General features: G+C 38.7%; 17 protein-coding genes. 8 read left to right on the top strand and 9 right to left on the bottom strand.

The genetic code is table 11. The features are described from left to right. Nucleotides 1-22: 22 nt before the first annotated feature. From TOL5_RS00890 to gshB, 5 genes are all read right to left on the bottom strand, one after another. Nucleotides 23-877 carry a cell division protein FtsQ/DivIB gene (locus TOL5_RS00890; RefSeq protein WP_004826081.1) on the bottom strand — a complete coding sequence of 285 codons (855 nt, stop codon included), beginning with the start codon at nucleotides 875-877 and terminating at the stop codon, nucleotides 23-25. A 3-nt stretch (nucleotides 878-880) separates the two neighbouring features. Next, nucleotides 881-1,810, bottom strand: coding sequence for a D-alanine--D-alanine ligase (locus tag TOL5_RS00885; RefSeq protein ID WP_004826080.1), 930 nt, complete (start codon nucleotides 1,808-1,810; stop codon nucleotides 881-883). A gap of 83 nt (nucleotides 1,811-1,893) precedes the next feature. Next, on the bottom strand, nucleotides 1,894-3,342 hold the full coding sequence (gene murC, locus TOL5_RS00880; RefSeq protein WP_004826079.1) for a UDP-N-acetylmuramate--L-alanine ligase: 1,449 nt from the start codon (nucleotides 3,340-3,342) through the stop codon (nucleotides 1,894-1,896). A gap of 13 nt (nucleotides 3,343-3,355) precedes the next feature. Then, nucleotides 3,356-4,453: an undecaprenyldiphospho-muramoylpentapeptide beta-N-acetylglucosaminyltransferase gene (murG, locus tag TOL5_RS00875; RefSeq protein WP_009585475.1), complete on the bottom strand. Its 1,098-nt coding sequence runs from the start codon at nucleotides 4,451-4,453 to the stop codon at nucleotides 3,356-3,358. 323 nt (nucleotides 4,454-4,776) lie between these two features. Beyond that, nucleotides 4,777-5,721, bottom strand: a complete 945-nt coding sequence (gene gshB, locus TOL5_RS00870; protein WP_004826075.1) for a glutathione synthase — start codon at nucleotides 5,719-5,721, stop codon at nucleotides 4,777-4,779. A 110-nt stretch (nucleotides 5,722-5,831) separates the two neighbouring features. Between gshB and TOL5_RS00865 the strand changes: the two genes are divergently transcribed. From TOL5_RS00865 to TOL5_RS00855, 3 genes are read left to right on the top strand one after another with little or no spacing between them, the layout of a single operon-like run. After that, entirely contained in the window at nucleotides 5,832-6,032 is a 201-nt protein-coding gene (locus tag TOL5_RS00865) for a DUF3565 domain-containing protein (protein ID WP_034708110.1), read from the top strand. A 33-nt stretch (nucleotides 6,033-6,065) separates the two neighbouring features. Then, on the top strand, nucleotides 6,066-6,761 hold the full coding sequence (locus TOL5_RS00860; protein ID WP_042087838.1) for a class I SAM-dependent methyltransferase: 696 nt from the start codon (nucleotides 6,066-6,068) through the stop codon (nucleotides 6,759-6,761). Between the two features lie 24 nt (nucleotides 6,762-6,785). Then, the gene (locus tag TOL5_RS00855; protein ID WP_004826070.1) at nucleotides 6,786-7,505 is read left to right on the top strand and encodes a VanW family protein; all 720 of its coding nucleotides are present in this window, start codon (nucleotides 6,786-6,788) and stop codon (nucleotides 7,503-7,505) included. Nucleotides 7,506-7,694: 189 nt separating this feature from the next. On the opposite strand, the gene TOL5_RS00850 is transcribed toward TOL5_RS00855, so the two are convergent. Both TOL5_RS00850 and pyrE read right to left on the bottom strand, forming a co-directional pair. Beyond that, a complete protein-coding gene (locus tag TOL5_RS00850) occupies nucleotides 7,695-8,228 on the bottom strand; it encodes a hypothetical protein (protein WP_121774563.1) in 534 nt (177 codons plus the stop codon). Nucleotides 8,229-8,303: 75 nt separating this feature from the next. Next, nucleotides 8,304-8,954 (bottom strand): orotate phosphoribosyltransferase, encoded by a 651-nt coding sequence (pyrE, locus tag TOL5_RS00845; RefSeq protein ID WP_004826066.1) that lies wholly within the window; start codon nucleotides 8,952-8,954, stop codon nucleotides 8,304-8,306. A 40-nt stretch (nucleotides 8,955-8,994) separates the two neighbouring features. Between pyrE and TOL5_RS00840 the strand changes: the two genes are divergently transcribed. Beyond that, complete coding sequence (locus TOL5_RS00840) at nucleotides 8,995-9,813, top strand: exodeoxyribonuclease III (RefSeq protein WP_004826064.1); 819 nt, start codon at nucleotides 8,995-8,997, stop codon at nucleotides 9,811-9,813. A gap of 502 nt (nucleotides 9,814-10,315) precedes the next feature. Continuing rightward, complete coding sequence (locus TOL5_RS00835) at nucleotides 10,316-10,672, top strand: Spx/MgsR family RNA polymerase-binding regulatory protein (RefSeq protein ID WP_042087833.1); 357 nt, start codon at nucleotides 10,316-10,318, stop codon at nucleotides 10,670-10,672. Between the two features lie 70 nt (nucleotides 10,673-10,742). Here TOL5_RS00835 and TOL5_RS00830 read toward each other — a convergent pair whose 3' ends face one another. After that, complete coding sequence (locus tag TOL5_RS00830; protein ID WP_004826060.1) at nucleotides 10,743-11,174, bottom strand: DUF2147 domain-containing protein; 432 nt, start codon at nucleotides 11,172-11,174, stop codon at nucleotides 10,743-10,745. 159 nt (nucleotides 11,175-11,333) lie between these two features. On the opposite strand from TOL5_RS00830, the gene TOL5_RS00825 reads away from it, so the two are divergent. The 3 genes from TOL5_RS00825 to TOL5_RS00815 all read left to right on the top strand — a co-directional run bounded on the left by TOL5_RS00825 (nucleotide 11,334) and on the right by TOL5_RS00815 (nucleotide 14,884). Continuing rightward, entirely contained in the window at nucleotides 11,334-12,242 is a 909-nt protein-coding gene (locus TOL5_RS00825; RefSeq protein ID WP_004826058.1) for an alpha/beta hydrolase, read from the top strand. 674 nt (nucleotides 12,243-12,916) lie between these two features. After that, nucleotides 12,917-13,522, top strand: coding sequence for a GGDEF domain-containing protein (locus tag TOL5_RS00820; RefSeq protein WP_046760640.1), 606 nt, complete (start codon nucleotides 12,917-12,919; stop codon nucleotides 13,520-13,522). Between the two features lie 174 nt (nucleotides 13,523-13,696). Then, nucleotides 13,697-14,884, top strand: coding sequence for a GGDEF domain-containing protein (locus TOL5_RS00815; protein WP_121774564.1), 1,188 nt, complete (start codon nucleotides 13,697-13,699; stop codon nucleotides 14,882-14,884). Nucleotides 14,885-14,893: 9 nt separating this feature from the next. Here the strand turns inward: TOL5_RS00815 and TOL5_RS00810 are convergent, their stop codons facing one another. Continuing rightward, nucleotides 14,894-15,577 (bottom strand): glutathione S-transferase family protein, encoded by a 684-nt coding sequence (locus tag TOL5_RS00810; RefSeq protein WP_121774565.1) that lies wholly within the window; start codon nucleotides 15,575-15,577, stop codon nucleotides 14,894-14,896. Nucleotides 15,578-15,596: the final 19 nt, after the last annotated feature.

The following is a 15,596-nucleotide window of genomic DNA, read 5'->3' as shown; positions in this document are numbered from 1 at the left end:
CGCCTCTTTTTCAAGCCACATATTATGGCTGTGCAACCATCCCACCTGCAACGCCTATGTCATTACTGGTTACAACAAACTGACCGTTGGTAATTTTGGGTGAAACTGAATTTTTCCACTGAATTGCCAGACCATTTCGGTAACGCAAATCAATTGCAGAAATATTCGACCACACGGGTTTTAAGTCTGTTTGTGCCAAGTGACTGAGACGTTGTAGCTTACTCATCGTTTGATCTTGGTCGACAATCACACGTAGACCTGAATCAAACTGCATAAACCAAGTCATCCGTTCAGTGAGATAAAGCTCTTTTAAACGTAAATTGACTGGGTGAAATAATTGGTTAATTTCATTATAGCGACGCATCATGACTTTGGATTGGCTGAGTGGTCCATGAAGCAATGGCAAATTGGAATGATTGGTCACCACTGCTTCACTGTAGACATCTCCAGCATCACTGAGTAATCGCCCTGTTCCCCAACGTGCGATTGCATGACGCGGCATAACGCGCACTCGAATACCATTTGGCCATGCGCGTGATACCACAACACGGTCTACCCATGATACTTCCAGTGCTTTATCTCGAATTTGCTCCAAATCCGAGGTGAAATAATTATCTTTCACAACAGGTTTTAGGTGTTGTGTAATCGCTTGCGATTCGACCGATGAACTCGTCCCCACCACTTCAAGTGTTGCAACTCGCGCATCGGTGATCACTTTATAAAGACCATAGATTCCTGCAAATAATACAGCTATAGCAACAACCATAAGCAACCAGCTACCCACGTTCAGAAGCTTATCCTGACGTGTCGGTGGCTTATCGTGTATTGATGTAATCGCCGCACGTTTGCGACGCATCGAAGCAGGAAGTTGAGCCATAAATTAGTGAGCTTGTTCCGTGAGTGTTTGCGCTAAGATCGCAACACACAATTCATCAAAACTATAACCAACTGCTTTTGCCGCTTTAGGTACAAGAGAGTGGCTGGTCATCCCTGGAACAGTATTCACCTCTAATAACCAAAAATTACCCTGCTCATCCAACATCGCATCAATACGCCCCCATCCGCTAGCACCTACAGCTTGGAAAGCACGTAAACAGAGCGCTTGAAGATTCTTTTCTTCAGCTTCGCTTAAACCACATGGAATACCATATTCCACGTCATTACGATTGTATTTGGCTTCGTAATCATAGAATGCTACATCTGCTGGAGGTTGTAAACGAATCACGGGTAATGGCAAACCATTCAGGAAGGAAATGGTATATTCACGCCCTGTAATCCATTTTTCAGCCATCACGACTGCGTCATGTACAGTGGCTTTTTCAATTGCGGCAATAAGGTCTTCTGCTTTTTCAACCTTACTCATTCCCACGCTTGAACCTTCGTGAACGGGCTTAATGATCAGAGGTAAACCAAGACTCTCAATCACCTCATTGAGATCAGAATCCTTTGAAATAATACGATATGGTGCGGTCGGCAAGTCTGAACCTTGCCAGATCTGTTTGGTCTTGACTTTATCCATACCAATCGCAGAACCTTGTACGCCTGTCCCAGTATAAGGTACATTCATCCATTCCAAGGCACCTTGGATTTGACCATCTTCACCACCGCGACCATGCAATACGATAAATGCACGATCATAGTCCACAAGTTCCGTCACACTACGCTCTTGCGGGTCGAAAGCCTCTGCATTCACACCTGAACGTAATAATGCTTCTAAAACAGCTTTACCACTATCTAATGACACCTCACGCTCAGCAGATTTACCACCAAGCAACACCGCTACTTTGCCGAATTTAGAAGCATTTGACACGTTTAAATCCTTAAACTTATAAGTTAGTCAATTTCAATTTTTAAGGCCTTATTCAAATCCAAATTTAAACAAAGCCAAATCAATTATTTTAAATACAGTTGGTTTTGAGCCAATTCTACAGAAATTGCTCCCACGTTACCTGCACCTTGTGTTAATAACAAGTCATTCGCTTGTAACACTTTTTGTATCACGTTCTGCAAATTACCTTCTACAGGGTCAATTAAAATCGGTTCAACTTCACCACGCAAACGAATACTACGTGCCAAAGAGCGACTATCTGCCCCAACAATTGGCTTCTCACCTGCAGGATATACTTCTAATAATAACAATTGGTCGACTTGTGACAACACATCGACAAAATCATCAAAACAATCACGGGTACGACTAAAACGATGCGGTTGGAACATCATGACTAAACGACGATCTGGATGACTCGCTCGAGCGGCTTTAATCGTTGCCTCTACTTCTTTTGGATGATGACCATAATCATCTACCAGTTTCACGGTGCCTTCATCGAGTGGATATTCGCCTTGAACTTGAAAACGGCGACCTACCCCACTGAAGCTTTCTAATGCGCGTGCAATCGCCGCATCTGATACACCTTCATCAGTGGCAATACCAATCGCAGCCAATGCATTGAGAATATTGTGTAAACCAGGAAGGTTAATTGTTAGTCGTAAAGGTTCACGTCCTTTACGCAACACGGTAAAGCTTGACTGCATACCCGTTTGGTCAATGTCAATCGCACGGATATCATTATCTTCATTGAAACCATAGGTCACCACAGGGCGACCAATCCGTGGCATGATTTCACGAATATTGGCATCATCGCCACACACCACAGCCAAACCATAGAACGGCATTTTTTGTAAGAACTTCACGAAAGTATCTTTCAATACATCAAAACTACCGCCATAAGTGTCCATATGGTCTGCATCGATATTGGTGACAATCGCAGCCATTGGTTCTAAATGAAGGAACGAAGCATCTGATTCATCGGCTTCAGCAACGATAAAACGACTTGCTCCCAATGCAGCATTCACGCCTGTGCGATTTAACAAACCACCAATCACATAGGTTGGGTCCATGTTTTCTTCTGCCAACATACAAGTGACCAAACTTGTCGTTGTAGTTTTACCATGTGTACCAGCAACAGCAATACCATGACGATAGCGCATTAACTCACCCAGCATTTCAGCACGACGCACCACAGGGATGCGATTTTCAATTGCTGCTTTGACTTCTAGGTTTTCAGGATCAATTGCTGTGGATACCACCAGTACATTTGCACCTTTGATATTGTCTTCTGCATGCCCAATAAAAACTTTAATACCATTCTCTTCAAGCTGTACTGTCGTTTTGGATGCTTTAATGTCAGAACCAGAAACTTTATAACCTTGGTTTTTTAATACTTCTGCAATACCACACATACCTGCACCACCAATACCCACAAAATGGATATGCTTAATACGGCGCATTTCTGGAATTTTAATCAGGTTCTTTGCTTTATCAGCTGGGCTTGTTGGAGACATAATCAACTCTAACTTACAAATCTTGAATTAAACCAACCACACGTTGTGTCGCATCTGGTTGAGCTTGTTGACGGGCTTTAACTGCCATTTCCATCAATAACTGACGGTTCATCAACGGCGTGAGTAAATCTTTTAGGGAATCTGGTGTCATGGTACTTTGCGGACAAATTTTCGCAGCACCCGTTTTTTCCAAAAATTTGGCATTGGCAGTTTGGTGATCGTCCACGGCACTTGGCAATGGAACAAATATCGCTGCCACACCTGCTGTTGCTACCTCAGTCACTGTTAGCGCTCCTGCACGGCAGATAATTAAATCTGCATTGCTGTAAGCCTGTGCCATATCCTCGATAAATTGTTGAACCTCAACCTGCATATTATCGGGGGCATTGGCATATAACGCTTGGGTAGTATCTTGTTTATTTTGACCACATTGATGAAATATGTTTAATGGCACATTGAGCTGTTTCAATGCTTCAGGCACACATTCATTCAATGCCTGCGCTCCCAAAGAGCCACCGACAATTAAAATATGTAATGGTTCATGCGCATTTTCTCGCTCTTTATAACGAAAAGATGGATTGTAAATCCCCGTAATCTCTGCACGTACAGGATTTCCAGTCGTCACAATCTTCGCACTCTGGGGGAATGTATTTGGGAAAGCTTCACATACCGTCGTAGCAATTCGTGATAATTGGGTATTGGTAAACCCTGCAACAGCATTTTGTTCGTGGATCAGAATTGGAATCCCCAATAAGCGTGCAGCTAAACCGCCTGGACCTGCCACATAACCACCGAAACCGGCAACAGCATCAACTTTGAGCTGTTTCATATAACGCATCGCGCTTAAGGTTGCTTTTAAAATTTTAAAGGGCGCAGCCAGTTTACGTACAATTCCGTTGCCGCGTACACCTTGAATATCAATTTGATAAATTGGAATATCGTGTTGTTTTAAAAGTCGGTTTTCCATACCTGTTGGTGTTGCCAACCAAGACACTTGGCTGCCTTGTTGCTGCAATTCTTTTGCAACTGCCAGTGCAGGAAATACATGTCCGCCTGTACCCGCCGCCATCATCATGACGTGTTTCGGTGTGCTTTGCTGAGGTTTGGTCACGGTCTAATTCTTCAATGCAAAAATAAATGTTTAACGAATATTTTAAACAACCAATTGTAATCACAATCCGCTATGGGGAAAAGTTTATTTACTTTTTTTCACCAAGCCTTTCATTGTTTTTTTCTACTGTTTTGAAAGTTTAAACTACTTTTGTCATTAATCTGCTAAAAAAAGTAGAATTCAATGTTATTTTTTTTATTTTTGCATGATTTATCCAGTTCAACCCCAAAAAAAATAGAGTCTCTCTAGACTCTATTTTTTAGCATCATTTAAAAATAAATCGATCATCTCACTACAAAATGTCATTCCACTAAATATGATGTTTAAGCAGATTTACCTGCCTCCAGTACATCAAACAGATCATCTGCGATTGAAGTACCAAATTGAGTATCAATCTCGCGGATACAGGTTGGGCTGGTCACATTGATCTCAGTCACATAATTACCAATCACATCCAAGCCAACAAAGACTAGACCTTTTGCTTTTAAAAATGGACCAACTTTTGCAGCAATGGCTTTATCATTTTCTGTTAATGGACGCGCTTCACCTAAACCGCCAGCAGCTAAATTTCCGCGTACTTCGCCATTTTGTGGAATACGTGCCAAACAATAAGGTACTGGTTCACCATTGATCATTAAAATGCGTTTATCGCCCTCTACAATTTCAGGAATGTAGCGTTGCGCCATAATCGGTTGTGTACCATTTTCAGTTAAAATTTCGATGGTTGAACCAATGTTTACCCCATCTTGGTATAAACGAAAAATCCCCATTCCCCCCATACCATCTAAAGGCTTAACGATCACATCACCATGTTCCTTTAAGAATTCACGAATTAAACGCTGTTGTGAGCTGACTAAGGTTGGTACTTGTAAATCAGGAAATTGTGTTGCGAAAAGTTTTTCATTGCAGTCACGTAAACTTTGTGGTTTGTTGATGATCCACGCACCTTCCCGTTCTGCCTGCTCTAAAATATACGTGGTATAAACAAAGTTCATGTCAAAAGGTGGGTCTTTACGCATCAACACCACATCATAAGCAGCGATAGACTCTTTGGTTTTTTCACCCAACTCATAATAATGATTGTAGTCTTCAAAAACTTTAAGGGGTGAAATCAAACCAAATGCTTTGCCTTGATCAATATACAAATCTTGTTGCAATGCATAACCCAATTCATGTCCACGACGTGCTGCAGCCCACAGCATCGCCATAGTTGAGTCTTTTTTGAGGTTTACACTTTCGATGGGATCCATCACAACAAGTACACGCATTTTGATACTCTGATAAATTTTTGGATTGCATGCAGTATAGCGGAGATTATGCCGTTCTTTTTCGAAATTTCGCTAAACTATTGGCAATAATTGTGAATAAGACCATCAAAATGTTGCAAACTATCCTTGGTTTTGAAATAGATGAAGAATATCATTATGTTGCTTTGCTTTCTTGTGGGCACCGCCAACATATGCGCCATCTTCCGCCTTGGCAAAATCGACCTTGGGTAATGAGTACACAAGGTCGTCAGGAAAAAATTGCAACGCCTATAGATTGTAAACAGTGTGATTTCCCCAAAAATAGTTTATAAATTTATTTATTCGCCGAATAAAAAGAGCTACCCATGTCGAATCATTCTGAATTAGAAATAAAAACCTACTACAACAAACTCGCTGAAGACTATGACAACAATCGTTTTAACAACAGTTATGGGCAGTATTTAGACCAACAGGAACGAGATTTTCTCAATCGAATACTTAAAACTACACCACCTGAACAGTGTATGGATCTGGGTTGTGGTACAGGTCGTTTATTGGATTATGCCCATTATGGCGTGGATTTTAGCCCTGAAATGCTTAAAGTTGCTAAAGCAAAATATCCAAACAAAGACTTGCTCGAAGGTCGTTTAACTGAAATACCTATAGCTAACCACAGCTTAAACGCCATCTATAGCTTTCATGTGATCATGCATCAAGATCATGCAACCACTATCCAATTCTTAAATGAGGCACATCAAAAATTAAAATCAAAAGGTCAGCTTATTTTCGACTTCCCTTCCGCCAAGCGTAGACAAGTGGTCAAGCATCAACAAGAAAACTGGCATGCAGGACATCAAATGACTTTGTCGGAAATAAAAAAAATTGCAGGCACCCAGTGGAAACTGATTGCCAGTCAAGGGTTCTTATTCTTCCCCATTCATCGTATTCCCAAACGCTTGCGTCCACTATTCAGAAGCTTGGATAATCTATTCTGCCGTTCATTTTTAAAAGAATATGCGTCTTACTTGGTTGTTGTTTTAGAAAAACAATCCTCTCTTTAACCCCACCCAATAGCATAACTCTACATGAAAAAATATTTACCTAAATCATGGAAATTACGTTATCAGCAGTTGCGAAGGTATAGCCGAGAACATCTATTTTCCTCAGCAAATTTTGCGTTGACACAACAAAATTTATGGCTATCGGAATACCAAATTTCAACATCGCAGGAAATCAAATCGAATGCTTATTTCGCAAATAAAATCCACAATATTGATCTTGCCATCCAAACTTTAAATGGCGTGATCATTCAGCCACAGCAGATTTTTTCATTTTGGCATTTGGTGAAAGCACCCACCTTAAAAAATGGCTATAAAGCAGGACGCAATCTAGTGAATGGAATCATTTCAGAAGATCTTGGGGGTGGAATTTGCCAAATTTCGTCTTCACTCTATATCAGTGCATTAAAAGCTGGTTTAGTGATTGTAGAAAGGCATTCACATTCTATAGATATTTATCAAGAACATGAACGTTTTACACCTTTAGGCAGTGATGCCACTGTGGTCTATGGATACAAGGATTTGCAGTTCCAAAACAATCTCAACATTCCTCTTCAAATCCAAGTTTTAAGACAACACAATCAATTGATCACGCACTTGGTGAGTTTAGACGCTATTCAAGAATACACATTAAACTTCACCATTGAAGAGTTTCAGACACACCGTGTCGCCCATACCTTTCAAAATCAGAAACATATTGTTCAAAGTATTTATTTGCTCAATTCACATATGGATGATGAGAGATAATCTCTCTAGCTCATGCCAACACTTTATCTGTGCGAAATAGAGCCTTACAAGCAGTGAGAGGCCATGTGCGAGCTTAATCACACAGATAGAAATCCTTGCATTAATCAAAAAATCTTGTTTCAAATTAAAGAGTGTGATGCAGGACTGTCGTGGTCACAGCCCGATGCTTCTTTTCCTCTGTTTTTATTTTTAATTTTTTTCTTTAAATTGTTGTTGGTTATTTTCAATTAAATATTGATATGCAGTTTTTGGATTACGTGGCAAATCTAGTTTTACACGACAGGAAACTTCATTATCCCTTTCAAAAACAATAACTTCAGCATTTAATTCAATTGGGCGACCAATTTCAAAATCCGTTTGCTCGAGACTCGCTCCGAATAATTCAGCGTATTTTGTTTCTAAATAGCCAATCGTGAAATCTTGTACCATCACTTTGATCGTATAATGTTGTCTTGGATATTCTGGTTCACGCTGTATGGATGATTTTCTGATATAGCTGTCATTTGACGGTCTTAACATCAGTTGGTTGATCAATTTTTTTTGCGCTTGCGCATTGATATTTAGAACCAGTTCAAACTGTTCTAAACCTTTCCACTGAAAAGGATATTGTCGAAAATAAATATCTCTTTCAAATTGGTATCGTTGCCAGCGTCGTTGGTCGATCTGTTTGGCAAAAATAATGCCTAATACAGCCACAACAACGATTATCACAAGAATTAACATTGAATATGGTACCTAATCCTTCATTGACCATAAAAATAAGGAGCTGATGCTCCTTATCTTATCTAATTTTTCAGCTTATATGCCATATTTCACACGGTAAGCTTCCATTTTCGCTAAAGCATCTTTGTCGCCTTTCGCATCCAGATAATCCATCAAGTCTTTCATGGTAATTAAAGCATGAACTGGGATCTCAAGCTCTTTCTGAACTTCTTGAATCGCAGACAACTGACCTTGACCTTTTTCTTGGCGATCAAGTGCAACCAATACACCTGCAATTGTTGCACCTGCATTTTTAAGAATCGTGACAACTTCACGAATCGCAGTACCTGCGGTAATCACATCATCAATAATCCAAACTTTTTTGCCTTCAACTGAAGCACCCACCAAAACACCACCTTCACCATGATCTTTTGCTTCTTTGCGATTGAATCCCCAAGGTACACTCTGATTGTGAACTTGAGATAGCGCTACAGCAGTCGCAGCAACGAAAGGAATCCCCTTATACGCTGGTCCAAAAATTACTTCGACGTTGTTACATTGTGTTAATTTATCTGCATAACCTTGAGCTAAAAGCGATAATGCTTCACCATCGTTGAGTAAACCTGCATTAAAAAAATAAGGGCTCACACGACCTGATTTTAAAGTAAACTCACCAAATTTAAGCACACCACGTGATAATGCGAGTTCGATAAAAGCTTGTGGGTTAAACTGAGCTGGCGTTGACATGAGGTGCTCCAAAATTCATACATTGAGGTTATGACTGCGCATGATACCAAAGAGTAGCTATCCAAGTGATCAAAAAATTTTAAGAGTTGTCTCAATTAACGTAAATGGCTTACGTTCATCCGTCACCAAAGGCTTACTCGAATGGATGGAAAAGTCGGATGCCGACGTAATCTGTATCCAAGAAAGCCGCATTACACACGAGCAATGGACAGATAAATTTAAACCAGAGGGTTGGTTTACCCATCTATTTCCTGCGCAAAAATCAGGTTATGCAGGTACTGCAATCTATAGTCGTTTGCCTTTTAAATCGATCAGCAATGGTCTAGGTTTTGAGCTTGCAGACAGTCAAGGTCGCTTTATCCAAGCTGAATTTGATCTTGGTTTAGATAAACCAGTACAAATTTGCTCATTGTATCTCCCTTCAGGTTCATCTGGTGATGAAGCTCAGGCGCGTAAAGACCATTTCTTAGAAGAATATGCAAAAATTTTAAAACAATGGCGTGATGAAGACAGATCAATCATTGTTTGTGGTGATTACAATATTGTGCATAAACGTATCGACATTAAAAATTGGTCGGGTAATCAAAAATCTTCGGGATGCTTACCTCATGAACGTGCTTGGCTTGATCATATTTATGATGATTTAGGTTATGTCGACACCTTCCGAGAAGTACGTAAAGAAGCTGAACTATATTCTTGGTGGTCCAATCGCGGACAAGCTCGGGCAAAAAATGTCGGGTGGCGAATTGATTATCATGCTTGCTCACCTGACTGGAAAGAGCGTACCGTGAATGCTTGGGTGTATAAAGATGAATGGTATAGCGACCATGCTCCAGTGGTGATTGACTACAAAATTTAAGCCAAGTTGAGTGGTTTTTCTTCAAAATCCACTCAATAAGTTTACAATTGTGCACTGAATATGCGGTAAAAACCTACAAAATTTGTCGTGTTATCGTATATTTTCTTCACTGCAATAAGCGCATTATACCTTCCACGGCACAGGGACATTGTCAGGATGACAGCAAAGGGATAGGACGCCGTAGGACGAAAAGAAATAAATATGTTGAATATTTATTTTGCAAGGATGTGACATTGGACGTTGTAATGAGACCCGCATAATCAGGATGATTAGATGCGGGTTTTCTCTTTTTTATTTTTGCTTTTTTGTTTTTGAGTTATTTTAAAAATCCTTTATCTCAGTCGATCTCATGCCAACTTAATCAAAAGATTAATCCTACTATATTAATTTTTTATGACAGAACACCCTCTGCTTTAAAATATTTTATCTATTCTATACAGTCTAGATCGACAATTTTGTTACTCTTTCAGTTAAATCACACAATTGTAAGTTAGGTTAAGACATGTTGAAAATTTACGGGATCAAAAATTGTAACTCAATGAAGAAAGCTTTTGATTTGCTCACAACACTTGGATTGAGTTATGAGTTTCATGATTATAAGAAGCAAGGTATCGACAAAGATACGGTTCAGTTATGGCTAGATCGGTTAGGAAAAGATGTGGTGCTGAATAAAAAGGGAACAACATGGAAAAAACTCAGTGAACAAGAGCAACAGCTTGCCTTATCCAGTGATCAAAATTTAATTGATGCACTCACAACCCATACCAGTTTAATTAAACGTCCTGTGATTGAACAGAATGGTCAATTTGTGGTGGGTTATGATGAAGACCAAATTAGAGCCTTAAAAACTACTGTATAAACCTTCTACGCTAAACTATAAAAAAGCCTGATCGATTGATCAGGCTTTTTAGATGATAGAAACGTCCGTCTTAGTTTGCACGCACCCATGTTTGGTTACGACCTAAAGCCGAGATGCCCATATAGCCACGTAACTTTAATTGATTCCCAGCGAGTTCGCCTTTCAGTTTATAGGTTTTGCCATTTTTAGGATCAAGAATCGTACCATTGTCATAACTCTTACCACCGACATTTTGTAGTCCGTGAACAATGGTCACGCCTTTCAATGATTTATTGTGATAAGGTCCTTCACATTTGCTGCACGAGTTTTCTTCACCTGGTGTTAAAACACTTTGGATCGTTGCCGTCAATGTTCCATTTTTTTGTTCAGTGAATTTTACAATTGCCTTTGGTTGTTTCGTCGTATCATCAATTGTTTTCCAAACTGTTCCATTGAGTGGATCTGCAGCGTTTGCAAGAACTGTTGCCGATAATACGCCTAATGCGAGTACAATTTTTTTCATTGTTTTGTTTTCCCTAGTCTAATTGACAATCTATAGTATCAAAAACTTGCGTCAATTAAGCAATTCTTCTATGTGACTATATAGTGTACCCTTGTAACAAATGTTGGTAAATCAACAAAAATAAAGTCGAAAATTTAACAATATGGAATAAACGTGAAGATGAACTCAGCCCTGAAACAATATCTTACAGAATCTATTCTTAAATCCAGCTTCAAATTTCCAAGTCGCTTTAATCTTCCTCCAGCTACAGCGCGCTTTGCGATAGAACAACTTGCACGCGTTTTCCCGCAACGTAAAGATGTACAAATACGTCCTTTGCGGATTGCAGGGATTCGAGCAGAAGAGATCAAACCTCAAGCACAATCAACTCAAATGATTCTACATATCCATGGTGGCGCTTTTTTTGTAGGATCGCTTAAAACGCATCGTGCTTTTCTTTCCGAAGTTGCAGCACGAACACAAATGCAAGTGCTACATCTGGATTATCCTCTCGCACCTGAGAATAAGTTCCCTGAAGCGGGTGACGCCATTTATGATGTTTATCAACAACTTTTGGATCAAGGTATTCAACCCAAAGACATCATCATTTCAGGTGATTCTTGTGGTGCAAATTTAGCTCTGGCATTAGCGTTAAGAATTAAAGCAGAAAATAAACAACAACTTCCAAGCGCATTAATCCTGATGTCTCCATTTCTAGACTTAACGCTCACAGGAGAGTCTTTGCGTTATAACCAAAAGCATGATGCACTGCTGTCTATAGAAGCGCTTGAATCTGGCATTGATTTTTATGTTCCGAAACATCTAGATCGTTCTTTGCCAGCGCTATCCCCAATTTTTGGCGATTTTGAAGGTCTTCCTCCAACACTTGTACAAATTGGTTCCAAAGAAATTTTGCTTTCGGATGCACAACGTTTTGAAGAAAAAGCCAAAGAAGCAAATGTTCAGGTTAATTACAAACTCTATACCGGCATGTGGCACAATTTTCAGATGTTTAGTCCATGGTTTGAGGAAGCGAAGCAATCTTTAGCAGATCTCGCAGAATTTGCACATAAAATTGATCAAGATTAACCCTTAACCCCCTGCCTCAGACCAAGAACAACAGAGAATATGCAGAATTCACTGTTGTTTTTTTTATTTATATTAATCACGAAATTTAAGCCTTACCCAAACAGCTTCAACACTATTTTTATCGCCAATCTGCTTAAAAAGTATACAGTAAAAATATAATTTCTATTGATCAATACAACCAATGCGATGAATATATCATTGAATGATTTAAAGTTTTCATTGCCATGCTTTATATTTAGAGTTTAAATAGATTTGCGTAGGTAATGAGACTCATTGCTCAACCATTTTTTGTTTAACCATATTCTTGCGCTGCAAACAAAGCAGTGCTTTGTTTTTTTTATATCCCCCACACAACATGGCGATATCCATGCCTTCTCTCGATAGAAAGACCATCTATGATTCAAAAATACAAAATTAAATGTATTTCTAAACGCTTCTAATAATTTTTATAAAAGCCTGAAATATATTGAATATGCATGATTGAAATCAAATTACTCGTATCAATAATCAGATAGTTTGACTATATTGTTAAATTTTACTGCAAAATCAATCACCCTTTTATAAATTATGTTTATATTCATCAATTATTTACATCAACTTAAATTTGAGTTTGGCTGAATAAATTGCTACATTCTCAGAATCACACAATAAAAATCCAAGCACGGATGGATTAAATGATGCGTAATAAAATTTATTCTGAAAGACGGCGTAAAATTCACTCATTATTCAATCAAGTGTTGAAACACTCTTTTATTGCCAAGCTTATTCACAAAAACCAAGTCAATCATGATTTAGAAATTGACTCACAAACAGGCATATATAACCAATTTGCCATTAATAGCTATTTAAAAGAATTGCACCCACAAAGTGAATCTTATTATGGGATTATTTTGCTGAGCGTCGATAATTTAAATACGATTAAAACTCAATATAATTTAAAGACAGCAAATAAAGCTTTGGCTGCGATTGCTAATGAACTATCACAAAATATCCGTGAAACAGACTTGATCGGTCGCTATAGTGAGTCCGAATTTATTTTAATTTTAAGTGATGTCAATCAAACGCAGGCGCAACAAATTGCATTGCGTTTAACAGATTTGATTAACAATCATGAGTTTAAAATTAACAACAAAGTCCTGTCGCTTAAAACCAGTTGTGGTGTTTCCGTCTCGGGACGAGACAGTATGAGCAGTACAGTCTTACAACAGGCTGATGAAGCACTCTACATGGCAAAAACCAATCGCCATCAATTTTATTCAAGTACAGGAGTTCGATCTTAACAAAAGGTTTTTAAATCATCGAAGCACTGCTTTTAATGTGTGTATTTTTATAAAAAATTTTTAACAAATCATGCATAATAATGTTTTGTTAACCTAGATTTTAGTCATTATAATTTAGAAAATATGATCAATATACAATGATGACTGACTAACAAAATAGAGGAATAAATATGGATGGCAGAATCAAATTTAGGCATTAATCTTTTTTTTAAAAAACTGAAAACACAATTTGATTCAAACATCATTATGAATTGGAGCAGTTTGCATAAGTGTATTCTGATTCTCATCCTCACTATGGCGCTGCATCTTTCCTGGATTGCATGGAAAGTTTTTATCCTTTTAACCCCAGAAACTTGGCAATGGGTCAATATCAGCTTGATTCAATTGCAGTTGATGGTCAATCTTGGTTCAACACTACTGCTTTTTTTACTGATCCTATTTTGTCATTTTTTCCAACATAAAACATGGGCGAACACCATCTTGCCCCATATCGTCATCAGTATTTTTATTATGTTAATGCTGACTGATGGTTTTTTAGTCGGAATTTATAGCCCTGCAACGATATTTGCATTCGTGTGTATTTCAGGTGTAGGGTTCATTTTATTTAATCGAAAAATTATATATATTCAACTCATCACGGCACTAGTGATTTATATTTCAATGATGTTATTTACTTATTGGCACATCATTCCTTATGCACCCATCTTTAGCATACGCATATTAGAGAATAATCGTCATGACAATCTGTTCTGGGTAGGAACGATGGTATATTTTATTGTTCCCATTTTAATGGCGTGTTTAATTTTATGTGAAATTTTATTGTCACAGTGGCGACATAGAGAGTCTTTAATCAAAAAACTCAGCGAAACGGATCCACTCACCAATTTATATAATCGTCGTTTTTTTAATGAAAAACTCGATGCAATGCAAAGCAAAAAAACCCACTATGCCATTATTTTAATTGATATTGATCATTTTAAAGATATCAATGACTTATATGGGCACCACTTTGGTGATGAAGCATTATGCCAAGTTGCCAAACTGCTCTCTTCACAAATTCGCCATTCCGATATCGTGGCGCGGTATGGTGGAGAAGAATTTATTATTGCTTTACCTGACACCACATTGGACAGCGCTCAAGCATTTGCTGAACGTTGTCGATTGGCGATCCAAAATCAAGTCATTGAGTCACTTGATCATCATTATGTGCAACTGACTGCAAGTTTTGGGATTGCCACCTCTATAGATGATGACAATATCAGTAAAATTATTCATCTGGCAGACAAAGCATTATATCGCGCAAAACAATCTGGGCGTAATCAAGTGCACTTGTATCATGCGCCGATCAATGAAATCGCTTAACTTTGGTATTTAGTCAGACAATGTTCGATATTGTTCTTCACATGCCACAAATCTAAACTCAGCCTGCGCTTCAGCAATCCATTGTTGCACCGCTGGTACAGTCAATATTTTTTGAATATAGCGCTGGCTGTTGTCTGTTACAGGAATTCCATAGGTCATAAAACGCATCACTACTGGCGCATAAAATGCATCCACAATACTAAAACTCTCCCCACATAAGAAACCATCCAACTGTGGACGCTCCGACCACAGTTGTACAATACGATGCACATCTTGCTGTAGTGCTGGATGATCTTGCCAAAGTTTTAAACCAATATCTTTTAAATCCGCATCAATATTCATATCGCATGTACTGCGTAGCGCAGTAAAGCTGCTGTGCATCTCCGCAGACATCGACCGAGCCCGTGCGCGCTGTTTGATCTCTTGTGGCCATAACTGTTTTTCAGGAAACTTCTCAGCAAGATATTCACAAATCGCCAAGGAGTCCCAAATTAAAAAGCCATCATCAACCAGAGCAGGCACTTTGCCTGTAGGATTAATTTTTAAAATACTTTGCTTAAATTGACTGTCCATGTCGAAGTGATCAAACGGGATTAAACGCTCCTTGAACGGAATGTTAAAATGTTGAATCACAAGCCAAGGACGCATAGACCAAGTTGAATAGTTTTTATCACCAATAAAGAGTTCTAACATTTTTATCCTCCTCTATTTA

The sequence above is a fragment of the Acinetobacter sp. Tol 5 genome, assembly GCF_019702905.1.
Lineage (GTDB): Bacteria > Pseudomonadota > Gammaproteobacteria > Pseudomonadales > Moraxellaceae > Acinetobacter > Acinetobacter bereziniae.
This window is presented reverse-complemented; position numbering and strand designations above follow the sequence as displayed.